The following is a 22,786-nucleotide window of genomic DNA, read 5'->3' as shown; positions in this document are numbered from 1 at the left end:
GGGGCGCGGGATGATCACATCCCGCGCCCCACAGGTGCCGTTACCGGCGGTGCCTCAGTGCTTCTTGTACGAATCCACGTAGCCGTTCGCGGGCGTGCCCACGCCGGTCACGTCGTCGTAGCCCTTCACCGCGGACAGCGAGCTGTCCTTGCCGAGGCTGCGGACCGAGGTCAGCAGGCCGCCGGCGGCGTCGTAGCCGTTGGCGAAGTCCACGCGGGCCACGGCCAGGCCCTTGCCGGTCGGGTTGTCGGTGACGTCGTGGTACACCTTCGACCCGTACTTGGCGTAGATCGCCGGGTTGGCGAAGCCGAGCGCCTTGCCACCGCCCGCCTCCTGGGCCAGGGCCTGCACGGCCGCGATCACCGGCGCGGCCAGCGAGGTGCCGCCGATGCGGTACTCGCTGTACTGCTCCGACCCGTCCGGGAAGGTCTGGGTCTGGCCGACCTTGAAGCCGGTGTTCGGGTCGGCGATCGCCGAGATGTCCGGGACGACACGGTTGCCGGCGGCGCCGTTGGCCTTGGCGAGCGAGTCCGGGACGACGGCCTTCTGGTAGGAGGGCTCGGCCACGGTCTTGCTGGTGCCGCCGCCCGCACCCGAGGTGAAGGCGCCGGGGAAGCCCGTCCAGCTCTTGCCGTCGGCCGACAGCGAGGCCTTCTCGGTGCCCCAGCCGGTCTCCCACAGGTACGTGTCGCCCTTGCCGACCGCCAGCGAGGTACCGCCGACCGCCGTCACCCAGGCCGAGTTGGCCGGGGTGTCGACCTGCTTCGTACCGGTGTTGGCGACCTCGTCGCCGTTGTCGCCGGAGGAGAAGTAGAAGCCGATGCCCTCGACCGCGCCGAACTGGAAGACCTGGTCGTAGGCCGCGGCCAGGTCCGGCGTCTGGTTGGCCTCGATGTCGCCCCAGGAGTTGGAGACGATGTCGGCCAGGTGGTTGTCGACGACCTTGCTGAGCGAGTCGAGCAGGTCGTCGTCCATGCAGGACGCGCCGCCCACGTACGTGACGTCGGCGTCCGGCGCGACCGCGTGCACGGCCTCGACGTCGAGGGTCTCCTCGCCGTACCAGCCGGAGGCGTCGCACTCGTCGGCGCCGGTGTGCTTGTAGTTCTTGGGCAGCACCTGCTTCAGCTGGCCGGTCTTCCAGGCGGCGTCGCCGTGCTTCTTCGCGTAGGTCTGCGCGTCGAAGGCGATGGTCGGCGAGGCGAACGCGTCCGTGATGGCGACGCGGACACCCTTGCCCGTGTAGCTGCCGGCGCCGTAGGCGGCCCGCAGCTGCTTGCCGGTGTAGCCCTTGACGGCGTACGGGATCTTCGAGCCGTACGCGTCGGGCAGCGTGCTCGCGGTGTTCGAGCCGTAGTACGAGGAGAACGGCCCGGAGTTCTTGAACACCGTGCCCGGCCCGGGCAGCTGGTCGTCGTGGCTCGCCTTGTGCGGCGCGTTGTCCAGGCCGGTGACGGTCAGGACGGCGCCGTTCAGGCTCTCCGGCGCGGAGGCCGTCTTCGACGGCGCGCGGTAGGTCTTGGAGCCCTTGACGTAGTTGTGCAGCTGGGTGCCGAACGCCTTCTCGGCGGCGGCCACGTCACCGCTGACGGTGACGTAGTGCTGCGTGGCCCCGGTGACCTTCAGCCCGGCCGACTTCAGCCAGGACTTGACGGCGGCCACCTGGGCCTTGGTGGCACCGTAGCGGGCCTGGGCCTGCTTGGCGCTGAGGTACTTGCCGTACTGCGGCGAGCTCGGGTCGGACACCGCCTTGGCGTAGGCCGCGAGGCCGGACGCGTCGCGTCCGGCCAGGTAGACCCGGGCGGAGACCTGGGCGCTGTTCGAGGTGGAACCCTTGTCCGCCTTGGCCGTGGCCCAGGCGGGCTTGGTGCCCGCGAGCGTGTCCCGGCCCGGGTTGTCCGCGGCGTGCGCCGCGGGTATGCCGAGCGCCAGCGCACCGGCGACCATGGGCAGTGTCGCTGCCAGGCTCACGGTGCGCAGGTTGGCGCGGTTGGATCTCATGTAACCCCCTGCGATGCTCCTCGCGATGTGAGGCGCATGTAGGCATGTGTGGTTGGTCATCGGCGATCCGCGCCGGGCCCGCGGCGGTTCGGCCCGATGGATCACACGATGGGGGCCACTCTTTCGATGAACCGTTCATGCCAGGGGAACGCGAAAGTCAAGAGAAGCCCAAGTAACGGTAAGGAAGGGCGATTTGAGGCTTTCATCCTTGCGGGAGTGTTAAGAACGCGCTTGCGCCCCGCGCTCCTTGAGCATGTCCGCCATCAGCTGGATCTCCGACTGCTGCGCGTCCACCATGCCCTGCGCGAGCTTCTTCTCCACGCCGACGGTGCACTTCGCCACGCACCCCTCGGCCATGTGGATGCCGCCCTTGTGATGATCCGTCATCAGCTGGAGGAAGAGGACCTCGGCCTGCTTGCCGCTGAGGCCCTGGAGCTTCTTCAGCTCGGTGTTGGTGGCCATGCCCGGCATCAGCGCGCCGTCCTTGCCGGCGGGCATGTCGCCCATGCCCATCCAGGTCATCGGCGGCTCGGCCGACACCTTGGGCAGCTCCCACAGGTCGAGCCAGCCCAGCAGCATCCCGCGCTGGTTGGCCTGCGTCTGCGCGATGTCGTAGGCGAGCCGCCGGACTTCCTCGTTCTTCGTGCGGTCGCGCACGATGTACGACATCTCGACGGCCTGCTGGTGATGGACCGCCATGTCCCGCGCGAACCCGGCGTCCGCGGACTCCGCGCCCGGGGTGCTCGGGGCGGAGTCCCCGTCCTCGGCCACCGCGTACGTGATCGCCCCGGCCGCGACGAGCACCGCCGCCGCGGCGCCCGCGACCCAGCCGACGAGCCGCATCACTTCATCGTCCCGCCGGTGCACGAGGCACCCGGCTCGGGCGTCTGCTTGCCCTGGACGTAGGTGGCGAAGAACTTGTTCACCGCCGGGTCGTCGGCGCTCTTCGCGGTCAGCTGGTGGCCCCAGGCCGACAGCATCAGCGGCGCCGCCTGGTTCTCGTACGGGCTCATCAGCGTGTACGGAGTCTGCTTCACCTTGGCGGCGAGCGCGTCCACGTCCGCCTTCTTCGCCTTCGCGGTGTACGTCACCCAGACCGCGCCGTGCTCCAGCGCGTGCACGGCGTTCTCGTCCTTCACCGGCGAGGTGTAGACGTTGCCGTTGCAGTTCAGCCAGACCGGGTTGTGGTTGCCGCCCACGGGCGGGTGCATCGGGTACTTCACGGACGTGGTGACATGCGTCCGCGACAGCTTGCCCGACCAGGTCCGCACACCGTCCTTGCCGGTCGTGAAGTGGCCCGAGTCCCCGGAGCTCTTGGAGCCGCTCGCCGTGTCCTTGCCGCTGTCCGACTGCGAGCGCACCAGCACGACACCGCCGACCACGAGACCGGCGACCACCACCACGCTCGCGGCGACGGTGAGCAGCCGGTTGCGCCGCTCGCGGGCCTGCTCTGCACGCCGCATCTCTTCTATTCGCGCCTTGCGCGCGGCGTTGCCGGTGTTCTTCGCGGAACCCATGACGGTGTCCTTCTGGGGAAAGGAAAGGGACGGGTGGGGCTCGCTGATCGTAGTCGGGGGAGGCTTTCCCGCCGTAGGGAGGTCGGCGGAAACGGTAGGGAAACGATAATTTGAACGCCGGATGCGCATTATCTAGGCTGGCTGGTATGCGGCTGCTGCGCTCCACCGACCTCGCCCTGCGGATGCTCATGCGACTCGCCGTCGCGGGCGGGGCCACCCCCACGACCCGGGAGGTCGCGGGGGACATGGACGTGCCCTACACCCACGCGGCGAAGGTCGTCGCCGAGCTCCAGCACATGGGCCTGGTCCACGCCCGGCGCGGCCGGGGCGGCGGGCTCGCGCTCACCGAGAAGGGACGCGGGGCCTCCGTCGGCGCCGTGGTGCGCGCCTTCGAGGGCGAAGGCGACGTGGTCGACTGCGAGGGCGGCGCCACGCCCTGCCCCCTGAACTCCGCGTGCCGCCTGCGCGGCGCACTGCGGCGGGCCCAGGAGGCGTTCTTCGCCACCCTGGACCCGCTCACGGTGGCGGACATGGTCACCGCCCCCACCGGGCCGCTGCTGCTGGAGATCGCCCGGGCGTCCTAGGGGCGGCTGCGGAGCATGGGCCCCTCTCGGCCCTGGGCCCCTCTCAGCCCTGCGACGCCAGCCACAGGTCCGGGCCGAAGACCTCGTAGTGGATGTCGGCGGGTGCCACGCCCTTCTCGAGCAGCTGGGTGCGGATCGCGCGCATGAAGGGGAGCGGGCCGCACAGGTACGCGCGCGTGCCCTCCGGTACGGCGATGTCGCCCAGGTCCACCAGCCCGGACCGCCCGTTCGCCGGGGCCTGCTCCTCGTACCAGAAGTGCGCCGCCGCGTCCGGGAGCTTCGCCACGAACGCCTCGTGGTCGACGCGCAGGGCGTGGTCGGCGGGGGAGCGGTCGCCGTGCACGACGGTGACCGGGGCGCGGTGACCGGTCTCCGCCAGCCGCGCCAGCATCGCGACCATCGGGGTCACGCCGATGCCGGCGGAGGCGAGCAGCAGCGGCGTGTCCGTGGCGTCGTCCAGGACGAGGTCGCCGTACGGCTCGGACAGCTGGAGGACGTCGCCCTCGCGCACGCGCGCGTGGAGGTGGTTGGAGACCTCGCCGTCAGGGGTGGCGCCGCCGCGCACCGCCTTCACGCTGATCTGCCGCACCGTCGTCCCCGGCGCACCGGAGAGGCTGTACTGCCGGATCTGCCGGGCGCCGTCGGGCAGCTCCACGCCGACGGAGACGTACTGCCCCGCGCGGAAGTCCCGCACCGGCCCGCCGTCCACCGGGCGCAGCCGGAAGGTGACGACGTCGGCGGTCTCGGCGGCGCGCTCGACGACCTCCCACTCCCGCCATCCGCGGCTGCCGCTCTCCTCGTACAGCCGCTTCTCTACGGCGATGAGGGCGTTCGCCATCAGCCAGTACACCTCGTCCCAGGCGGCGGCGACCTCGGGCGTGACCGCCTCGCCGAGGACCTCGACGATGGCGGCGAAGAGGTGCTCGTGGACGACCGCGTACTGCTCGGGCGCGACGCCGAGGGAGGCGTGCTTGTGGGCGATGCGGCCCAGCATCGCGTCCGGCCGCTGGTCCGGGTGGTCCACGAGGTACGTGGCGAAGGCGGCGATCGAACCGGCGAGGGCCTGGCGCTGGGTGCCGGCGGCCTGGTTGCCGCGGTTGAACAGGTCGCGCAGCAGTTCCGGGTGGGCGGCGAAGAGCCCGGCGTAGAAGCGCTCGGTGATCTCGCCGATGGCGGCGCCGACGACGGGGAGCGTGGCGCGGACGGTGGCTGCGGACTGCTCGGAGAGCATGACGGACTCCTCGTGGCTCGACGGGCCCGAGGCGGGCCCGGCACTGATCAGAACGCTAATAAAACTTGCATCTGAGATACAAATTAAAGGGGAGTGGCGTCGCTCACGACGGAAGCGGACGGCCCATTACGGATGTCGGTGCGAGCAGGCAAGATGGGCGGAGAGCAGTACATCCGCCGTACGCGAGGCGTTCAGGCCGTGGACGGTCGGACGATCAAGGTCGGCAACACGCGTGAAATGGTGTTGTGGTGGGATGCTCAGGTGCCCGACCGCCTCCCGTGGGACGGGGGACAGGCGGCCTGACCAGCAAGGATGGGGAAGCGGAAGATGGACAAGCAGCAGGAGTTCGTACTCCGGACGTTGGAGGAGCGCGACATCCGGTTCGTACGCCTGTGGTTCACGGACGTGCTGGGCTTCCTCAAGTCCGTGGCCGTGGCCCCGGCCGAGCTGGAACAGGCCTTCGACGAGGGCATCGGCTTCGACGGCTCCGCCATCGAGGGCTTCGCCCGGGTCTACGAGTCCGACATGATCGCCAAGCCGGACCCCTCCACCTTCCAGGTCCTGCCCTGGCGCGCCGAGGCCCCCGGCACCGCCCGCATGTTCTGCGACATCCTCATGCCGGACGGCTCCCCCTCCTTCGCGGACCCGCGCTACGTCCTCAAGCGCGCCCTCGCCCGCACCTCCGACCTGGGCTTCACCTTCTACACCCACCCGGAGATCGAGTTCTTCCTGCTGAAGGACCGCCCGCTCGACGGCTCCCGCCCGACGCCCGCCGACAACTCGGGCTACTTCGACCACACCCCGCAGAACATCGGCATGGACTTCCGCCGCCAGGCGATCACCATGCTGGAGTCGATGGGCATCTCGGTGGAGTTCTCCCACCACGAGGGCGCCCCGGGCCAGCAGGAGATCGACCTCCGCTACGCCGACGCGCTCTCCACCGCGGACAACATCATGACGTTCCGCCTGGTCATGAAGCAGGTGGCGCTGGAGCAGGGCGTCCAGGCCACCTTCATGCCGAAGCCGTTCTCGGAGCACCCGGGCTCGGGCATGCACACGCACCTCTCCCTCTTCGAGGGCGACCGCAACGCGTTCTACGAGTCCGGCGCGGAGTACCAGCTCTCCAAGGTCGGCCGCTCCTTCATCGCGGGCCTGCTCAAGCACGCGGCGGAGATCTCCGCGGTCACCAACCAGTGGGTCAACTCCTACAAGCGCATCTGGGGCGGCTCCGAGCGCACCGCGGGCGCCGGCGGTGAGGCCCCCTCCTACATCTGCTGGGGCCACAACAACCGCTCGGCCCTGGTCCGCGTCCCGATGTACAAGCCCGGCAAGACCGGCTCCGCACGCGTGGAGGTCCGCTCCCTGGACTCCGGCACCAACCCCTACCTCGCCTACGCCCTCCTCCTGGCCGCCGGCCTCAAGGGCATCGAGGAGGGCTACGAGCTCCCGCCCGGCGCCGAGGACGACGTCTGGGCCCTCTCCAACGCCGAGCGCCGCGCGATGGGCATCGAGCCCCTCCCGCAGAACCTCGGCGAGGCCCTCACCCTCATGGAGAACAGCGACCTGGTCGCCGAGACCCTCGGCGAACACGTCTTCGACTTCTTCCTCCGCAACAAGAAGTCGGAGTGGGAGGAGTACCGGTCCGAGGTCACCGCGTTCGAACTGCGGAAGAACCTGCCGGTGCTGTAGGGGCGGGTCAGAGCCCGCTCGGCGTATCGATTTCTCCGGTCCCACGGCATCTCGCCGTGGGACCGGAGGCAAGTTGGGAGGGTCTCGGGCGCCTCTGGGGCGTCGCGATATCAGGTCGTAGTCCCGTCCGCCCGCGCAAGTACAGAACGTGCTGTGCCTCTGTGAAGACAGGGCCCGGGGCGACGCTTGGGATATGGATGAGATCGATAGTTTTGTGGCCATAGATGAATCCCAGAGCGACATCCAGGAAGGTCGCCACAGCTCGGATGGCCACGCCGCGTTCTCGGGCACCTGCTCTCGGTGATGGGGCTGCCCGCGGTGTTCCGCGGCGTGATCCCCTTCGCCGCCGAACGGACCATCTGGCCGATGGCGACCTTCACCGTCTTTGACGATCAGCGAGTCCACGCCGATTCCCTTGCTGCCGCCGCGACACTCACCGAGCCTGGGCAGGGTCGACCTCTATCTCCGGGCCTTTCAGCAGCTGTCAGGTTGCGCGGTGTACGGCGGCGCACGGGGGCTGGTGACGCGGGCGCTTGCTGCTCTGGACAGCTAGCGCAACGGCTCAATTCGCACGTCCACGCAATGCCAGGGTGGTACACATCCTGTACCTTGACGGTATGGCTCTGAAGCGCACCAATGTCTACGCCGATGACAGTGACCTCACGCTGATCAAGGACGCCGCCGCCCGCATGGGCGTCTCCGAGGCCGAGATAATCCGCGAGGGCATCCACCGCATCGCGTTGGCGCACCGGGTCTGGGACGAGCCGTTCGTGGCCGATGAGGAGACCTTCGATCTTGGCGGGCCCGTCACTGGAGAGGACGTCCGGACGGCGGTCACCGAGGGCTACGAGGCGCGTGAACGCCGGAACGGGGGGCACGCGGCTTGATCGCCGTCGCCGACACATCCGGAATCCTCACACTGTTCAACCGCTCCGACCCGGACCACCAGGCGGCCAGAAAGGCTGCGGACCAGTGCGGCTTTCTTGTCGCCACGCCCCTGGCGCTGACCGAGGTGCACCAAGTGGCTACCATCCGCGCCGGGCGCGCCGCGGCCGACGGGATCCTCCGCTCACTCACGGCGCGGGTGCGGCAGATGCGGCTGGTCCTGGCCCCGCCCACGCCTGAGATCCTGGACGCCGCGCTGGCCGTACGGGCACGGTACGGATCGCTCGACCTCGACCTGGTGGACGCCGTGAACGTGGCGCTCGCCGCTGAGTACGGCACGGATGCCCTACTCACTCGGGATCTCCGTGACTTCCGTGCCGTCCGTCCGCTGACCGGCGGACACACCCACTTCCGGATCCTTCCGGACGATCTCTGACCTGGCGCTCAGCGGAGCGGGCGGGCCGGCTCGGGGCCGCGGCGCTGGGCCGGAGTGGAGGCACGGCGTGTTCCCGGAGCCCCGGCCTCCTCCGGGCGCAGGCACTCGATCAGGTAGTCGCCGGTGTCCTCGTCGACGGTCACGCCGTGGGTCTCGCTGCCGAAGCCCGGGAAGCGGCGGTCGAAGGACTCCAGGGCGGCGAGGTAGCGCAGCAGAGGGCCGTCGGGGGCGCCGGTGCTCTCGCCCGGCATCAGGACCGGGATGCCCGGTGGGGTGACGGTGACCATGGCGGCCGCGACCCGGTCCGCCGCCTCGGCCAGCCGGACGCGCTCGGTGCCGCCGCGCACCAGCCGCTGGTAGCAGAGCTGGGGTGGGGCCACCGGCTCCGGCAGCCGCTGGAAGGCGGTGTCCAGCAGCTCCACCAGGCGGACCGAGCGCAGATGGTCGTGCATCTCCTGGCACAACTCGGGCAGCGTCAGGTCGGCGTACCGCCGGCCGTGCGCGGCGGTGAGCGCGGGAAGTACGCGGTCGAGCCGCGCCGCGCCGTCGTACAGCGCCTTGAAGTCCATCAGGGCGTCCAGCAGCGTGCCCCACTTGCCCTTGGTGATGCCCATCGAGAACAGCACCAGCGTGGTGTAGCTGTCCGTCTTCTCCACGACGATGTTGCGGGTGGCCAGGTAGGCGGTCAGGACGCGGGCCGGGATGCCGGTGTCCGCCACCACGCCGGTGGCGCTGATGCCCGGGCAGGTCAGGGTGACCTTGATCGGGTCCAGCATGCAGTGGCCCTCGCTCAGCCCGGGGAAGCCGTGCCAGTCGGCGCCCGGCTCCAGGGTCCAGCAGGAGGGTTCGGTGCTCAGCAGCTCGGCCGGTGCCTCGTCGAAGGGGAGGCGCTTGCCGCTCGCCGGGTCCGTCACCGTCTCGGGCTGCCACACGCCGAAGAACCACGGAGGCCGGTCCCCGGCCGCCTCGATGCGCCGTCCGACGCGCACCATCTCCTGGCGGAACCGGACCGCCTCGGTCACCGCCTCGTCGACCAGCCAACGGCCCTGCGGCCCGTCCATCATGGCGGTGGCCACGTCCAGCGAGGCGATCATCGGATACAGCGGGGACGTGGTGCCGTGCATCATCAGCGCCTCGTTGAACCGGTCGTGCTCCACCGGTGCCCGGGGCGCGGGCCGGACGTGCACCATGGCGCTCTGCGAGAGCGCGGCCAGCAGCTTGTGGGTGGACTGGGTCGCGAAGACGGTGGGCCGGTCCGAGCCCGGGAAGGTGCCCTCGTCCACCGACATGCCGTAGCGGCCCGCGTAGAGGGGGTGGAAGCGGGCGTACGCGAACCAGGCCTCGTCGAAGTGGAGGCGGGGCGTGCTGGGCGCGAACGCCCGGGCGGTTGCCACCGCGTCGTAACACAGGCCGTCATAGGTGGAGTTGGTGAACACCGCGTACTGCGCGAGCGGCGAGACGGCGTCCCGGGCGAGCGGGTTGGCGGCGATCCGGGCCGCGATCGCCTCCTCCTCGAGCTCCGCCGGGGGCAGCGGGCCGGCCAGGCCGTAGCCGTTGCGGGTGGGGACCAGGTAGACCGGGCGGGCGCCGGAGACGACCAGGCCGTGCAGCACCGACTTGTGGCAGTTGCGGTCCACCAGCGCGATCTCGTCGCGCGTGACGCTGAAGTGACCGACCAGCCGGTTGCAGGTGGAGTCGCCGTGCAGCACGAAGTAGGTGAGGTCGGCGCCGAAGACCCGCGCGGCGTTCCGCTCCGCCTCGCCGATCGGGCCCGTGTGCTCGAACAGCGAGCCGAGCTCCTCGACCGAGATCGACAGGTCGCTGCGCAGCAGACGCTCGCCGAAGTAGTCGTGGAACGCCCGTCCCGCGGGCGACTTCAGGAACGCGACACCGCCGGAGTGGGCCGGCGTGTGCCAGGAGTACTCGTGCGCGTCGTCGAAGCGGCGCAGCGCCCGGAAGAAGGGCGGCAGGACCGCCTCCCGGTAGGCGCGGGCGGCGGTCGTGACCCGGCCCGCGATGAAGCCCGGGGTGTCCTCCAGCGGCCAGACGTAGCCGACCACCGACTCCGACACCCACAGCGGCAGATCCCGCACGCCCTCGTCCGCCATGACCAGGAACACCGGCAGGTTCTGGAACCGGCGGCCGATCCGGCGCAGGACGGCGGCCCCGCCGGGAGTGCCCTCAGGGCCGCCGTCCCCGGGAAGGTCCCAGGCCACCAGCGCCGCGGCCAGGCCGGCCTCGGTGCGCAGCACCGCCTCCGCGTCGGCGGCGGTGACCGCCCAGCGGACCTCGAAGCCGCCCGCCTCGATCGCGTCCCGGATCTTCCGCAACTGCTCGGCCCCGGCGCCCTCGTCCCGCTGGTGCTCCCGTACCGCGACCAGGATCCTGTGCTCGGCCATGCCGCCCCCTTCCGGCGGCCCGCGCCGCCCCCGGCCGAGTGTCCGGCGGCACCGGTGCCGGCGACGGCGGGCCGAGCGGCAAACCACCCCGAGGACGGAAACCGCTGTCCGTGTGTTGACCTGCGCGTCGGCTAGCCCACGGGTCCTGTGTACGCCGGGGGGACCGCGGGGTGGGTTGTCGAGGTCGACTGCTCGCCCGAGCCGGGGGCGCCGCTTCCGCGTACGCTCGACATATGCGGTGACCGACTCGGAGAGGCAGTGCCATGGATCTCCAGCTCAAGGACAAGGTCGCCGTCGTCACCGGGGCGAGCAAGGGCATCGGCCTTGCCATCGCCGATGCGTTCGCCAGGGAAGGCGCACACGTCGTCGCCGGCAGCCGGAGCGTCACTCCCGAGCTCCAGGCGCTCCACGAGAACCACGGCGTCACCGCGGTCCCGGTCGATCTGTCCACCGGGGAAGGGCCGGGCACGCTCGTCCGGCTCGCGGTGGAGCAGTACGGCGGGGTCGCCGTCCTGGTCAACAACCTGGGGGCCGCGACATCCCGTCCGAGCTTCCTCGACATCGACGACGCCGAGTGGCAGCGGATCTTCAACATGACCCTGTTCAGCGCGGTCCGGACCAGCCGCGCGGCGCTTCCTCATCTGCTGGACGCGGACGGGGGCTCCATCATCAACATCAGCTCCATCAACGCACGCCTGCCCTTCCCCATGGTCGTGGACTACTCCGCGGCCAAGGCCGGACTGAGCAGCCTGACCAAGTCGCTGTCCGAGGAGTTCGCCCCGCGAGGCGTCCGGGTCAACGCGATCGCCCCAGGACCGGTCCGCACTCCCTTCTGGACCGCTCCGGGTGGCTTCGCCGATGCGACGGCGGCGCAGGCCGGCACCACCGCGCAGGAAGCCGTCGATGTGGTCGTGCCGCAGAGCATGGGCATTTCCACCGGGCGGGTCACCGAACCTCACGAGGTCGCCGATCTGGCTCTCTTCCTCGCCTCGCCACTCGCCGGCAACATCACGGGAGCCGAGTTCACCATCGACGGTGGCCAGGTCAAGACGGTGTGATCGCCTACTAGGGCTGAAGGGTGGTCTCGGACCGGGTGCGCTCGTACTCGGCGGGGTCGCGGATCTCCCAGACCGCCTGGCCGATGGCGAGGACGCCGCGGGCCGGCAGGGGCGAGGCACCGATACGCGGGCAGTCCGGCAGGTGGGTGGGGTGGCCGAGGTCGACGCCGTCGAACACGGCTCGTGAGCTTTCGACGAAGTAGATCCGCTGGGGCATGAGCGTTCCGGTGTGGCCGCTCGGCATGACACCGCTGAAGCGCATGTCGCCCATCCCCAGCGCTCGGGCCAGCCGCTGCCGTGCCCGGAGCAAGGCAGGAGTGCGCCAGGTGGACAGCGGCAGGGCCGCGCTGACGGTGTTCAGGAGGTCCAGGAGCCGGGTCGAGGTGGCCGTGAGGGTCCAGTCCAGCTGGGGAGAATCCATCGTCACCCGCAGCGAGGCCGGGCCGGTCCAGGTGAGCCCTATGTGCGCGTATCCCGTGCGGACGCACGCGGCGCCGTAGTACCTGGGGCACGCCGTGTCCAGCCGTGCCCCGTCGACGTCGATCGTCCAGTCGCCGCCCGGGTCGCGATGCCACAGCGTGCGGTACGGGCCGAAGTCGTTCTCCGGGAAGACGCGCAGCGCGAGCACGTGACCGGAGTCGAAGGGCAGCCCGAACACGCCCCAGCCCTTGACGTACTCGTGTCCCGGCCAGGGGGCCCGGCCCCGTACCACCGGAAGGTCCTTCAACCTGGCGGACAAGTCGAGCATCTTGATCACCCCGCGAGATCGGCTGCGCCGCGGTACCCCTACACCAGCGTAGGACGGTCTTCCGTGAGGGGCAGGAAGTCGGCCCAGGCGGCGGGCGTCACGGTGAGTCGGGGGCCTCGGGGATGCTTGGAGTCTCGGACGTGAACCGTGCCAGGGGTCACGGCGACTTCCACGCAGTCGCTGGGATTGCTGCTGTCGCTGTAGCTGCTCTTGAACCAGGTCAGATCGCGGTTCATGTCTCCCCCAGCACTTGTTCGACGAAGGCCAGCGACTCTCGTGCCGTCAGCGCCTCGGCTCGGATGATGCCATAGCGCAGCTCGAGGATCCGTAGCTGCCGGGGGTCGGAGATCGGACGGCTGCCGAACTCGTCGTCGGCTCGGCCGACCGCTGTGCCGTCTTCGAACTTGAGCACCTGGATCCGCCCTCCCGTACCGGGGTGGTCTCCGCGTGACGTCGGCATCACCTGGACTTCGACGTGCCGCAACTGCGCCACGTCCAGGAGGTGTTCGAGCTGTCTGCGCAGCACCATCTTGCCGCCGACGGGCCGCCTCAGGGTCACTTCCTCCTGCACGAAGCTCAGTTCCGGGGCCGGATTCCGCTCGAAAATGACCTTGCGGGCCATCCGGGCGGCAACGGCCCTCTCCAGCTCGTCCTCTGACAGTGCCGGCCGACGCGTGCCCAGCAGGGCGCGTGCGTACTCCTCGGTCTGCACGAGCCCGTGCAGGTTGTGACTGCCGTAGGAAAGGAGCTCCACCGCCTGGGACTCCAGCTTCGCCAAGTCCCGGACCTTCTTCGGATACCGAACCTTCGCCACGTCCTCCTTCATCGCGGCGAGCAGCCCACCCGCCCCCAGCACCTCGTCCGCCTTCTCCAGGTACTCGGGCCGGGGGATCCGCTTTCCGCCCTCGATCTTGTAGACGAGGTCCTCCCCGTACCCGACCGCCTCCCCGAACTCGGCCGCCCGCATCCCCACGGCCTCCCGCCGCAGCTTCAACTGCCGCCCCACCGTGGCGACCACGGCCACGCCCCACTCGTCGTCCGGGTCCACCTCCCACCCGGGCTCGTCCGTCTCACTCCTGAGTCGTACCGCCTCGCCGTCCACCGACATCCGCGCCCCTCCGTCGTACGCGTCCTATCGCGACGTGGCTCACGCTAGGCACTCAGGAGACGCCCGGTGACGTGAACGAACCTCTCGGCACGCCATCGGGTGACACCAGCCCTGGCCTCACCCCACGTAGGCAGGCGAAACCGCCGCCGTGTTGATGCGGCGCGGCTCGCCCGTGCCGTCCGCGGGCATCTCGTACAGGTCGGCGCCGTAGTCGCCCGGCAGGGCGTACACCACTGTGTGGGTGTCCCGCCAGACCGCCTGGTCGTCCACGCTGCGGGTCTCCGCGAGCGCGGTTTCGCGCATCGTGCGCAGGTCGAGGACGTACAGGCGCCAGGGGGCGTCCTTGGGGAGGCCCTTGACCCGCTTCTTGTAGGCGATGCGGGTGCCGTCCGGGGAGAGGGAGGGGCATTCGACGTTGGTGTGGAGGGTGGTGACCGTGCGGGCCTTCAGGTCGCCCCGGACCAGGTATGTCTTTGCCTTCGTCGCCAGCGTCGCGTAGAAGGTGCGGTCGTCCGCCGCGAACGTCACGCCCCAGAAGTTCACGTCGGCCGCCCGGTAGGCGCGGCCGTCCTTGAGGATGCGGAAGGACTCCAGGGTCGGGATCAGCTTCCCCGTGCGGGTGTCCACGATCGCCGCGCGGGTCGAGAAGTTCGTGCCCGCGTACGAGTCACCGCCGACGAAGGCCGTCCAGGCGGCGAAGTGACCGGACGGCGAGACCCTGGCCCGGGACGGGATGCCGGGGACGTCGTAATGGGCCGTCACCTTCAGGCGGGCGTCCAGGATCACCGCCCGGTACGTGTCCGAGACCGGGCCGTGCACCGCCTGGAGGCATACGCCGGTGCCGGAAGCGGCGTAGAAGCGCAGGCACTTGACGCCCGAGGCGGTACGGGGGCCGGACGGGTCGGACGCGGGAACCGTGGTCAGCTCGTCGCGGTGCGGGCCCCAGGCCATGTTGCGGAAGACCATGCGGCCCGGGCGCGTGAGGGTCACCGTCCCGGACGTGACCTTCGGGCCGCCCGCCTGCGTGTGGTCGCGGCGGTCCGCGCGCGCCGACGCGTGGAGGATGGAGGCCGCGGCGACCCCCGCCAGCACGGCGAGGGCCAGGAGCAGCACCAGGACGCGGTTCCGTACCGTCATGCCGTTGTCGCGCCTTTCGGGCGGAGGGTGAAGGAGAACGCGGAGAAGGCCGCGCAGACCGCGAGGGCCGCCGTCGCCGCCGCCAGCGCCGTACGGTCGCCCCACAGCGTCCAGGCCGCGCCGAACCCCAGCGAGCAGGCGAAACGGGTCAGTGCCTGGCCCGTCTGGACCAGGGCCAGGCCCGAGGAGCGCAGGGCCTCCGGCACGCTGTCCGAGGCCGCCGCCATGAGTACGCCGTCGGTGGCCGCGTAGAACGCGCCGTGCAGCGTGAGGACCGCGTACGGCAGCACCGTGCCGTGCCATGACGTGAGCAGCAGCGCGTACGCGAGGAGCAGCGCGCCGTGGCCCGCCAGGAAGATCCACCAGCGGCCCACCCGGTCCGCGAGCCGGCCCAGCGGCACCGCCAGCAGCAGGAACGCCGCCGCCGTGCCCAGCGGGAGCAGCGCGAACCAGCGGTCGGTCACACCGAGCCTGCGCTGGAGCAGCAGATAGACGAAGGAGTCGCTGACCGTGGCCAGGCCCAACAGCAGGGCGCACACCGTGAGGCGGCGCAGGTCGCGGTGGCGGAGCAATCCCAGCGCGGCCCGCAGGGTCGGGCGCTCGGCCGGGGCCGACCGACTCCTGCCGTCCGGTACGAACAGCACCAGCACCAGGACTCCCAGCACCGCCACGCAGAAGCTCACCGTGAACACCGCGTCGTAGCCGTCCACCGTCGCCCGCAGGATCAGGAAGGCGGCCAGCGGGCCGAGCAGCGCGCCCGCCGTGTCCATCGCGCGGTGCACGCCGAAGGCCCGGCCGCGCGTTTCCGGCGTCGACGAAAGGGAGATCAGCGCGTCGCGGGGGGCGGTGCGCAGGCCCTTGCCGGTGCGGTCGGCGGCGAGGATCAGGCCGATGGGGGTGAGGGTGTGGGCGAGCAGCAGCAGCGGCTTGCACAGCGCCGAGATGGCGTAGCCGAGCCCCGCCACCCACTTGTGGCGGCCCCCGCCCCGGTCGGCGAGGTGGCCCCCGGCCAGCCGGACGAGCGCCGAGAAGCCGTTGTAGATGCCGTCCAGGAGCCCGAAGCCCAGCGGGGAGAGACCGAGGCCCGTCACCAGGTACAGCGGCAGCACCGCCGTGACCATCTCGGACGACACGTCGGTGACCAGGCTGACCGTGCCCAGCGCGAGCACCGTGGGGGCGACCGCGGCACGGCGCCGCCCGGCCGGAAGCCGGACGGCACCGTTCGCGGACGCCGGCGCGTCGGGGGTACTCGCGCGGCTGTCCGCTACGTACACCTCAGGGCGCCCAGATTCCGGAGATGTCCTTGGCGGAGGCCGCGTTGCCCGCGTGCGTGGTCAGGCCCTGGGTGTCCTCCAGGGTGCGCAGCAGGTCGTAGTGGTTGTACGTGGTGGCGGACGACGAACCGGCCGTCACCGGCTGGCCGTACAGGACGGTCGGGATGCGGTTGCCGCTGAGCCGGTTGTCCTCGTCGAAGGTGACGACCAGGAGGCTGTTGTGGGTCTTGGCCCAGGTGGCGTAGGCGCCCAGGTTGTTCTTCAGCCAGGTGTCGCCGGTGGACACCGAGCAGTCGTGCATGTCGCTGCACAGGTTCGGGACCACGAAGGACATCTGGGGGAGGGTGGAGTAGTCGGTCGGGAACTGCGCGAAGGTCTTGGCCGACGAGGTGGGTACGTTGCTGAACCCGAACCACGGGTTGTGCTTGCGCGCGTAGTTGCCGCTGCTGCACGTGGTCGAGCCCTGGCTGGGCAGGGTCTCGTTGTAGCTGGCCCAGGTGCGGCCCGCGGCGAGCTGCTCGGAGGCCAGGTTGGCGGCCGAGGAGAAGCCGGGGGTGTAGCAGCTGTCGTCGGTGATGCCCTGGGTGGAGCCGGAGAAGAGGGCGAAGTAGTTCGGCTGGCTCGGGTGGGTGATGGCGTAGGACTGGGTGAGGCCCGCGCCACCGGTCTTGAGCGAGTTGATGTAGGGGGCGCTGGAGGAGCCGATGACCTGGCTGTAGGCGTGGTTCTCGAAGACCACGACGACCACGTGGTCGGGGGTCGGAACGGCGCTCGCGGCGTGCGCGGAACCGCCGCCGAGCCCGGTCCACAGCCCGATCGCGGCCGCGGTGAAGGCGGTTGCCGACGCCACGGCGGTACGGGCACGGCGATACGCGGACTTGGCAGAACTGCCGGACACATCAACCTCCGGAGGGGGAAGAGCGGGGCTGGCGGTGCGAACAGAGCATGCGCACGCCAACAATCCGCCGCGTCACGCCGCCCGGCCCGGCGGATGAAAACCGGGTGAACTGCTGCGGCGACCGCTGCCGCGACTCCGCCCCGCGCACTGACCCGCACGCTCCTGGGTACCCACGCGCCCATGGCGGAGATCCTGGTGGGGACGTGCTCCTGGACGGACCGGGCACTGGTGACGAGCGGGTGGTACCCGCGGGGGCGGCGCGACGCGGAGGGGCGGCTGCGGTACTACGCCGAGCGGTTCCCGGTGGTCGAGGCGGACTCGGCGTACTACGCCCTGCCGAGCGCCCGCACCAGCCGTCTGTGGGTGGAGCGCACCCCGGCCGGCTTCGTCTTCGACGTCAAGGCGTTCTCCCTGCTGACGGGACACCCGACGCGTCCGGCCGCGCTGCCCGCGGACCTACGCGGGCACGCCCGCGACCAGGGCCTGCTGGACGAGGTGTGGGCCCGGTTCGCGGAGGCGGTGGAGCCCCTGCGGCAGTCCGGCCGCCTCGGCACGCTGCTCTTCCAGTACCCGCCCTCCCTCGCCCCCGGTTCCCGCTCCGAGGGCATCGTCCGGGCGGCCCGTGAACGTGCCCGCGACTGGCCGTTCGCCGTCGAGTTCCGCCACCCCGGCTGGTGGCAGGGGGACCGCGCGCGCTCCACCGCCGACCTCCTCACCGACCTGGACGCCACCGCCGTGGCGGTCGACACGGCCCCGGGACTGCCCACCTCCATGCCTCCGGTCGCGCCCGCCACCACGTCCCGCCTCTGCGTCGTCCGCTTCCACGGGCGCAGCCCGCACTGGGGCACCGGCACCAAGGAGGACCGCTTCCGGCACGCCTACACCGAACGGGAACTGGCGGAGTGGCTGCCACGCATCCGCACCCTGGCCGACCGCACCGAGCGTGTCCACGTCCTGTTCAACAACTGCTGCGCCGACGCGGCGGTCAGGGCGGCGGAGACCATGCACGACCTGCTCGCCGCGACGGTCCCCCACCAGATCCGCCGGCGGACGAACGACTACTGCCGCTGAGCCAGTGCGGCCAGCACCTGGTGCAGCGGCTCGGTGGCCCGCTTGCGGTACTCCTGGATCGACCAGCCGTTGCCGTCGGGGTCCTTGAAGTACATGAAGGTGGCCCCGTCCTGCGGTGCGAACTGCTGCGGCTCGGTGACCTCCAGGCCCCGCGCGGTCAGCTCCTCGTACGCCGCCTTGGCGTCCGTGACGCACAGCTGGAGCCCGTGGTACGTGCCCGGCTGCGGGGTTCCGGTCGGCACCTGGAGCCCGTCGACGAGCGCGATGGAACACCCGGAGCCGGGCGGGGTCAGCTGCACGATCCGCACGCCCTCCATCACCTCGCCGTCGAGGTCCACGTGGAACCCCACCTTGTCCCGGTAGAACTCCTTGGCCCGGTCCACGTCGGACACGGGCAGCAGGATCACTTCGAGGGTCATGTCCATGGAACGACTCCCTGGTCGGCCGTACGGATCTGCCACCGTCGGCGGCCCGTCTCCGGACCGCCCGCCCTCACCGAAGCGGAAAACGCCACACGGCGCCACCGAAACCGGGAAGCGGAACTCGGCCCACCGGCCCTGAGCCCCCGCCGGGGTCTACGGATAGGCTCTGGCCAGTACCAGCGTGATCCGAGTGTGATCCGAGGGAGGCCGGGGATGACGGGGCCGGGACGCAGGAGCAGTACCTTCACTCGGCTGCTGCGGCACGGTTTCACCGATCCGTCGGCCGCCGAGCGGCTGCTGGACAGCGGCGAGCTGGCCCTCGTGCGGGACGACCCGGTGCTGCTGGAGGCGCTGGGCGCGACCGCCGACCCGGACCTCGCGCTGCTGGGACTCGTACGGCTGCTCGAGGCACAGCCGGGGGCCGCCCGCCGGGAGCTGCTGGACACGGTGATAGCCGCCAAGCCGCTGCGCGACCGCCTGCTGGGCGTGCTCGGCGCGTCCGCCGCCCTGGCCGACCACCTGGCCCGGCACCCGCGGGACTGGGAGGCGCTGGTCACCTACGAGCCCCGGGACCTGCACCCCGGGGTGGAGGAGTTCGAACGCGGGCTGGCGGAGGCCACCGACCCCGTCTCCCTGCGCGTCGCCTACCGCCGCTGCCTGCTGTCCATCGCCGCCCGCGACGTGTGCGGCACCACGGACATCGCCGAGACCGCCGCCGAACTCGCCGACCTCGCCACCGCCACCCTGCGCGCCGCCCTCGCCCTGGCGCAGGCCGACGCGCCCGACGACGCCGCCGCGTGCCGGCTCGCGGTGATCGCGATGGGCAAGTGCGGCGGGCACGAGCTGAACTACGTCTCCGACGTCGATGTGATCTTCGTGGGTGAGGCCGCCGACGGGGCCGACGAGGGCAAGGCCCTCAAGTCCGCCACCCGGCTCGCCTCGCACATGATGCGGATCTGCTCCGAGACGACCGTCGAGGGGTCGATCTGGCCGGTGGACGCCAATCTCCGCCCCGAGGGCCGGAACGGCCCGCTGGTACGGACGCTGAGCAGCCACCTCGCCTACTACCAGCGCTGGGCCAAGACCTGGGAGTTCCAGGCCCTGCTCAAGGCCCGCCCGGTGGCCGGGGACCTGAGGCTGGGGGAGGAGTACGTCGCCGCCGTCGGACCGCTGGTCTGGAAGGCCGCCGAGCGCGAGAACTTCGTCGCCGACGTGCAGAAGATGCGCCGCCGCGTGGTGGAGAACATCCCCGCCGCCGAGGTCGAGCGCGAGCTGAAGCTGGGCCCGGGCGGTCTGAGGGACGTCGAGTTCGCCGTACAGCTGCTCCAGCTGGTGCACGGCCGCACCGACCCGTCGCTGCGCAGCGGCACCACCCTCGACGCCCTCCAGGCGCTCGCCGCCGGCGGCTACGTCGGCCGGGCGGACGCCGTGCAGCTCGACGAGGCCTACCGCTTCCTGCGCTCGATGGAGCACCGCATCCAGCTCTACCGGCTGCGCCGCACCCACCTCGTCCCCGAGGACGAGGCCGACGTGCGCCGCCTGGGCCGCTCCCTCGGGCTGCGCGCCGACCCGGTGGCCGAGCTGACCCGGGAGTGGAAGCGGCACGCCGCCGTCGTGCGCCGCCTGCACGAGAAGATCTTCTACCGGCCCCTGCTCGACGCCGTCGCCCAGCTCGCCCCCGGCGAGGCCCGGCTCAGCCCGGAGGCGGCCCGCGAACGCCTGGTCGCCCTCGGCTACGCCGACCCGGCCGCCGCCCTGCGCCACCTGGAGGCCCTCGCCTCCGGCGTCAGCCGCAAGGCCGCCATCCAGCGCACCCTGCTGCCCGTACTGCTCGGCTGGTTCGCCGACTCCGCCGAACCCGACGCGGGCCTGCTCAACTTCCGCAAGGTCTCCGACGCGCTCGGCAAGACCCCCTGGTACCTGCGGCTGCTCCGGGACGAGGGCGCGGCGGCGGAGAACCTCGCCCGGGTGCTGTCGGCCGGGCGCCTCGCCCCCGACCTGCTGATGCGCGCCCCCGAGGCCGTCGCCCTGCTCGGCGACGGCGACGGCGGCGGCCTGGAGCCGCGCGGACGCGCCCACCTGGAGCAGGAGATCCTGGCCGCCGTGGGCCGCGCCGAGAACGCCGCCCAGGGCGTCACCGCGGCCCGTGGCGTCCGCCGCCGAGAGCTGTTCCGTACGGCCGCCGCGGACATCGTCGACTCCTACGGGACCGAGGCGAACCCGGCCGAAGCCGACCAGGGCGCCCTGGTGGACCGGGTCGGCGGCGCCGTCTCCGACCTCACGGCGGCCACCCTCGCCGGCACCCTGCGTGCGGTGGTCCGCGAGAGCTGGGGCGACACCCTGCCCACCCGCTTCACGATCATCGGCATGGGCCGTTTCGGCGGCCACGAACTGGGCTACGGCTCCGACGCCGACGTGCTCTTCGTGCACGAGCCGCAGGACGGCGTGGAGGAACGGGTGGCCGCCGACGCCGCCAACAAGGTCGTCGCCGAGATGCGCCGCCTGCTCCAGCTGCCCAGCGCCGACCCGCCCCTGCTCATCGACGCCGACCTGCGCCCGGAGGGCAAGTCCGGCCCGCTGGTGCGCACCCTGAAGTCGTACGAGGCCTACTACCGCCGCTGGTCCCTGACCTGGGAGTCGCACGCCCTGCTGCGGGCCGAGCCGGTCGCCGGGGACGAGGACCTGGCCCGCCGCTTCATCGAGCTGATCGACCCGCTGCGCTACCCGGAGGGCGGCCTCGGCGACGAGGCGGTGCGCGAGATCCGCCGCCTGAAGGCCCGCATGGAGTCCGAGCGCCTCCCGCGCGGCGCCGACCCCAAGCTGCACACCAAGCTCGGCCCCGGCGGCCTGTCCGACGTCGAGTGGACCGTGCAACTGCTCCAGCTGCGGCACGGCCGGCGCGAGGCCGGCCTGCGCACCACCCGCACCCGTGAGGCCCTGGCCGCCGCCCGCGACGCCGGCCTCATCTCCGCCGAGGACGCCGCGACCCTCGACGAGGCGTGGGTGCTGGCGACCCGCGTCCGCAACGCCGTCATGCTGGTCCGCGGCCGGGCCGGAGACACCTTCCCCTCCGACGCCCGCGAGCTCGCCGCCGTCGGCCGCTACCTCGGCTACGGCCCGGGGCACGCCGGCGACATGCTCGACGCGTACCGCCGTACGACCCGCAGGGCGCGGGGAGTGGTGGAGGAGCTGTTCTACCAGGACTGAGCGCCCCCAGGGCCGAGCCCGAGCGGCGGCGTCACCCGCGATCCTCGCCGTCCGCTGCCCGGCGTCCACAAGGGCGAGCGCGGGCGCGATGCGGCCGGCGGTCCCCCCACCGGCTCGGCGCCTCGCGATCGCGTGCTCCCCGCGCTCGGACACGCTCGCCGGGGGCCTTCATCGCTGCCTCGGGTGGCCGCCCTTCGGGCGGACGACGGGCGTTGTCGGACGGGCGCCAGGCCGACCGGACCTCACGTCCGAGCCGCGCGGCGCCTACGCCTCGCCAGGCAGCAGTGCCGCGCCCTTCGCCGGGACCAGGCGGGGCAGGGCGTACGGCAGGGCCCCGTACCACAGCCGTGCCACCGTGAAGCCGAAGGCCAGGCACAGGATGCCACCGACCGCGTCGAGCCAGAAGTGGTTGGCCGTGGCCACGATCACCACGAGCGTCGTCGCCGGGTACAGCAGCCCCACCACCCGCACCCACGGCACGCTCGACAGCGCGAAGACCGTCAGCCCGCACCACAGGGACCAGCCGATGTGCATCGACGGCATCGCCGCGTACTGGTTCGACATGTGCTTCAGGTCGCCGGAGGCCATCGACCCCCAGGTCTGGTGCACCATCACCGTGTCCACGAAGTGACCGCCGCGCATCAGCCGGGGCGGGGCGAGCGGGAACAGGTAGTAGCCGAGCAGGGCCACACCGGTCGTCGCGAACAGCGCCGTCCGGGTCGCCGCGTACCGGCCCGGATGGCTGCGGTACAGCCACACCAGCACGCCCAGCGTCACCACGAAGTGCAGTGTCGCGTAGTAATAGTTCATCCCCACGATCAGCCATGTCACCGCGTTCACGGCGTGGTTGACCGACTCCTCGACGGCGACCCCGAGGTGGTGCTCGGCCCGCCAGACCCAGTCGGCGTTGCGCATCGCCTTGCCGCGCTGCTCGGGGACCGCGTTGCGGATGAGCGAGTACGTCCAGTAACTCACCGCGATCAGCAGGATCTCGAACCACAGACGGGGGCGGCGCGGCGCGCGCAGCCGGCGCAGCGTACCGGAGCCCCCTTCATCCGTGACAGGGTGCGGAACGGCCGTCTGCTCGCGACCTTCCGGCTCTGTCACGGTCGAGTCACCCATAG

At 71.4% G+C, this 22,786-nt stretch carries 20 protein-coding genes; 7 read left to right on the top strand and 13 right to left on the bottom strand.

Annotated features, from left to right (window positions below; genetic code table 11):
- Positions 1–54: 54 nt before the first annotated feature.
- The 3 genes from ACWGJM_RS33220 to ACWGJM_RS33210 all read right to left on the bottom strand — a co-directional run bounded on the left by ACWGJM_RS33220 (position 55) and on the right by ACWGJM_RS33210 (position 3,515).
- Entirely contained in the window at positions 55–1,998 is a 1,944-nt protein-coding gene (locus ACWGJM_RS33220; RefSeq protein ID WP_453415459.1) for a S53 family peptidase, read from the bottom strand.
- 219 nt (positions 1,999–2,217) lie between these two features.
- Positions 2,218–2,841, bottom strand: coding sequence for a DUF305 domain-containing protein (locus tag ACWGJM_RS33215; protein WP_453415458.1), 624 nt, complete (start codon positions 2,839–2,841; stop codon positions 2,218–2,220).
- Positions 2,841–3,515 carry a DUF3105 domain-containing protein gene (locus ACWGJM_RS33210; RefSeq protein WP_453415457.1) on the bottom strand — a complete coding sequence of 225 codons (675 nt, stop codon included), beginning with the start codon at positions 3,513–3,515 and terminating at the stop codon, positions 2,841–2,843. The genes ACWGJM_RS33215 and ACWGJM_RS33210 overlap by 1 nt, the downstream gene beginning before the upstream one ends.
- A 146-nt stretch (positions 3,516–3,661) precedes the next feature.
- Here ACWGJM_RS33210 and ACWGJM_RS33205 point away from each other — a divergent pair, with 146 nt between their 5' ends.
- Positions 3,662–4,099, top strand: coding sequence for an RrF2 family transcriptional regulator (locus ACWGJM_RS33205; RefSeq protein ID WP_453415456.1), 438 nt, complete (start codon positions 3,662–3,664; stop codon positions 4,097–4,099).
- Positions 4,100–4,142: 43 nt separating this feature from the next.
- On the opposite strand, the gene ACWGJM_RS33200 is transcribed toward ACWGJM_RS33205, so the two are convergent.
- On the bottom strand, positions 4,143–5,330 hold the full coding sequence (locus tag ACWGJM_RS33200; protein ID WP_453415455.1) for a globin domain-containing protein: 1,188 nt from the start codon (positions 5,328–5,330) through the stop codon (positions 4,143–4,145).
- Positions 5,331–5,657: 327 nt separating this feature from the next.
- Between ACWGJM_RS33200 and glnA the strand changes: the two genes are divergently transcribed.
- The 3 genes from glnA (at position 5,658) to ACWGJM_RS33185 (ending at position 8,340) form a co-directional block, all read left to right on the top strand.
- Positions 5,658–7,019, top strand: a complete 1,362-nt coding sequence (gene glnA, locus ACWGJM_RS33195) for a type I glutamate--ammonia ligase (RefSeq protein WP_453415454.1) — start codon at positions 5,658–5,660, stop codon at positions 7,017–7,019.
- Positions 7,020–7,636: 617 nt separating this feature from the next.
- Positions 7,637–7,906, top strand: coding sequence for a ribbon-helix-helix domain-containing protein (locus ACWGJM_RS33190; RefSeq protein ID WP_453415453.1), 270 nt, complete (start codon positions 7,637–7,639; stop codon positions 7,904–7,906).
- A complete protein-coding gene (locus tag ACWGJM_RS33185) occupies positions 7,903–8,340 on the top strand; it encodes a type II toxin-antitoxin system VapC family toxin (RefSeq protein ID WP_453415452.1) in 438 nt (145 codons plus the stop codon). Before ACWGJM_RS33190 ends, ACWGJM_RS33185 begins: the two co-directional genes overlap by 4 nt.
- Before the next feature lie 8 nt (positions 8,341–8,348).
- Here the strand turns inward: ACWGJM_RS33185 and ACWGJM_RS33180 are convergent, their stop codons facing one another.
- On the bottom strand, positions 8,349–10,739 hold the full coding sequence (locus ACWGJM_RS33180; RefSeq protein ID WP_453415451.1) for an Orn/Lys/Arg family decarboxylase: 2,391 nt from the start codon (positions 10,737–10,739) through the stop codon (positions 8,349–8,351).
- A gap of 263 nt (positions 10,740–11,002) precedes the next feature.
- Here ACWGJM_RS33180 and ACWGJM_RS33175 point away from each other — a divergent pair, with 263 nt between their 5' ends.
- On the top strand, positions 11,003–11,797 hold the full coding sequence (locus tag ACWGJM_RS33175) for an SDR family NAD(P)-dependent oxidoreductase (protein ID WP_453415450.1): 795 nt from the start codon (positions 11,003–11,005) through the stop codon (positions 11,795–11,797).
- A 7-nt stretch (positions 11,798–11,804) separates the two neighbouring features.
- Here the strand turns inward: ACWGJM_RS33175 and ACWGJM_RS33170 are convergent, their stop codons facing one another.
- The 6 genes from ACWGJM_RS33170 to ACWGJM_RS33145 all read right to left on the bottom strand — a co-directional run bounded on the left by ACWGJM_RS33170 (position 11,805) and on the right by ACWGJM_RS33145 (position 16,962).
- A complete protein-coding gene (locus ACWGJM_RS33170) occupies positions 11,805–12,536 on the bottom strand; it encodes a hypothetical protein (RefSeq protein WP_453415449.1) in 732 nt (243 codons plus the stop codon).
- 47 nt (positions 12,537–12,583) lie between these two features.
- Positions 12,584–12,781 carry a DUF397 domain-containing protein gene (locus tag ACWGJM_RS33165; RefSeq protein ID WP_453415448.1) on the bottom strand — a complete coding sequence of 66 codons (198 nt, stop codon included), beginning with the start codon at positions 12,779–12,781 and terminating at the stop codon, positions 12,584–12,586.
- Positions 12,778–13,653: a helix-turn-helix domain-containing protein gene (locus ACWGJM_RS33160; protein WP_453415447.1), complete on the bottom strand. Its 876-nt coding sequence runs from the start codon at positions 13,651–13,653 to the stop codon at positions 12,778–12,780. Before ACWGJM_RS33160 ends, ACWGJM_RS33165 begins: the two co-directional genes overlap by 4 nt.
- 117 nt (positions 13,654–13,770) lie before the next feature.
- Entirely contained in the window at positions 13,771–14,790 is a 1,020-nt protein-coding gene (locus ACWGJM_RS33155) for a TolB family protein (protein WP_453415446.1), read from the bottom strand.
- Complete coding sequence (locus tag ACWGJM_RS33150; RefSeq protein ID WP_453415445.1) at positions 14,787–16,064, bottom strand: MFS transporter; 1,278 nt, start codon at positions 16,062–16,064, stop codon at positions 14,787–14,789. Before ACWGJM_RS33150 ends, ACWGJM_RS33155 begins: the two co-directional genes overlap by 4 nt.
- Position 16,065: 1 nt before the next feature.
- The gene (locus ACWGJM_RS33145; RefSeq protein ID WP_453415444.1) at positions 16,066–16,962 is read right to left on the bottom strand and encodes an alkaline phosphatase family protein; all 897 of its coding nucleotides are present in this window, start codon (positions 16,960–16,962) and stop codon (positions 16,066–16,068) included.
- 180 nt (positions 16,963–17,142) lie between these two features.
- Here ACWGJM_RS33145 and ACWGJM_RS33140 point away from each other — a divergent pair, with 180 nt between their 5' ends.
- Positions 17,143–18,033, top strand: a complete 891-nt coding sequence (locus ACWGJM_RS33140) for a DUF72 domain-containing protein (RefSeq protein ID WP_453415443.1) — start codon at positions 17,143–17,145, stop codon at positions 18,031–18,033.
- Here ACWGJM_RS33140 and ACWGJM_RS33135 read toward each other — a convergent pair.
- Positions 18,021–18,458 carry a VOC family protein gene (locus tag ACWGJM_RS33135; protein WP_453415442.1) on the bottom strand — a complete coding sequence of 146 codons (438 nt, stop codon included), beginning with the start codon at positions 18,456–18,458 and terminating at the stop codon, positions 18,021–18,023. The two genes, ACWGJM_RS33140 and ACWGJM_RS33135, sit on opposite strands and share 13 nt — an antisense overlap.
- A 210-nt stretch (positions 18,459–18,668) precedes the next feature.
- Here ACWGJM_RS33135 and ACWGJM_RS33130 point away from each other — a divergent pair, with 210 nt between their 5' ends.
- Complete coding sequence (locus ACWGJM_RS33130) at positions 18,669–21,662, top strand: bifunctional [glutamine synthetase] adenylyltransferase/[glutamine synthetase]-adenylyl-L-tyrosine phosphorylase (RefSeq protein WP_453415441.1); 2,994 nt, start codon at positions 18,669–18,671, stop codon at positions 21,660–21,662.
- A gap of 264 nt (positions 21,663–21,926) precedes the next feature.
- Here ACWGJM_RS33130 and ACWGJM_RS33125 read toward each other — a convergent pair whose 3' ends face one another.
- Entirely contained in the window at positions 21,927–22,784 is an 858-nt protein-coding gene (locus ACWGJM_RS33125) for a phosphatase PAP2 family protein (RefSeq protein ID WP_453415440.1), read from the bottom strand.
- Positions 22,785–22,786: the final 2 nt, after the last annotated feature.

This window comes from Streptomyces sp. NPDC054834 (assembly GCF_053611185.1).
The sequence above is the reverse complement of the archived record's forward strand: the minus strand, read 5'-3'. Positions and strand labels throughout refer to the sequence as shown.

Bases quoted from the DNA above. Each gene is read 5' to 3' on its own strand.
- ACWGJM_RS33220 (WP_453415459.1), bottom strand. From the start codon at position 1,998: ATGAGATCCAACCGCGCCAACCTGCGCACCGTGAGCCTGGCAGCGACA.
- ACWGJM_RS33215 (WP_453415458.1), bottom strand. From the start codon at position 2,841: ATGCGGCTCGTCGGCTGGGTCGCGGGCGCCGCGGCGGCGGTGCTCGTC.
- ACWGJM_RS33210 (WP_453415457.1), bottom strand. From the start codon at position 3,515: ATGGGTTCCGCGAAGAACACCGGCAACGCCGCGCGCAAGGCGCGAATA.
- ACWGJM_RS33205 (WP_453415456.1), top strand. From the start codon at position 3,662: ATGCGGCTGCTGCGCTCCACCGACCTCGCCCTGCGGATGCTCATGCGA.
- ACWGJM_RS33200 (WP_453415455.1), bottom strand. From the start codon at position 5,330: ATGCTCTCCGAGCAGTCCGCAGCCACCGTCCGCGCCACGCTCCCCGTC.
- glnA (WP_453415454.1), top strand. From the start codon at position 5,658: ATGGACAAGCAGCAGGAGTTCGTACTCCGGACGTTGGAGGAGCGCGAC.
- ACWGJM_RS33190 (WP_453415453.1), top strand. From the start codon at position 7,637: ATGGCTCTGAAGCGCACCAATGTCTACGCCGATGACAGTGACCTCACG.
- ACWGJM_RS33180 (WP_453415451.1), bottom strand. From the start codon at position 10,739: ATGGCCGAGCACAGGATCCTGGTCGCGGTACGGGAGCACCAGCGGGAC.
- ACWGJM_RS33175 (WP_453415450.1), top strand. From the start codon at position 11,003: ATGGATCTCCAGCTCAAGGACAAGGTCGCCGTCGTCACCGGGGCGAGC.
- ACWGJM_RS33165 (WP_453415448.1), bottom strand. From the start codon at position 12,781: ATGAACCGCGATCTGACCTGGTTCAAGAGCAGCTACAGCGACAGCAGC.
- ACWGJM_RS33160 (WP_453415447.1), bottom strand. From the start codon at position 13,653: ATGTCGGTGGACGGCGAGGCGGTACGACTCAGGAGTGAGACGGACGAG.
- ACWGJM_RS33155 (WP_453415446.1), bottom strand. From the start codon at position 14,790: ATGACGGTACGGAACCGCGTCCTGGTGCTGCTCCTGGCCCTCGCCGTG.
- ACWGJM_RS33140 (WP_453415443.1), top strand. From the start codon at position 17,143: ATGGCGGAGATCCTGGTGGGGACGTGCTCCTGGACGGACCGGGCACTG.
- ACWGJM_RS33135 (WP_453415442.1), bottom strand. From the start codon at position 18,458: ATGGACATGACCCTCGAAGTGATCCTGCTGCCCGTGTCCGACGTGGAC.
- ACWGJM_RS33130 (WP_453415441.1), top strand. From the start codon at position 18,669: ATGACGGGGCCGGGACGCAGGAGCAGTACCTTCACTCGGCTGCTGCGG.
- ACWGJM_RS33125 (WP_453415440.1), bottom strand. From the start codon at position 22,784: ATGGGTGACTCGACCGTGACAGAGCCGGAAGGTCGCGAGCAGACGGCC.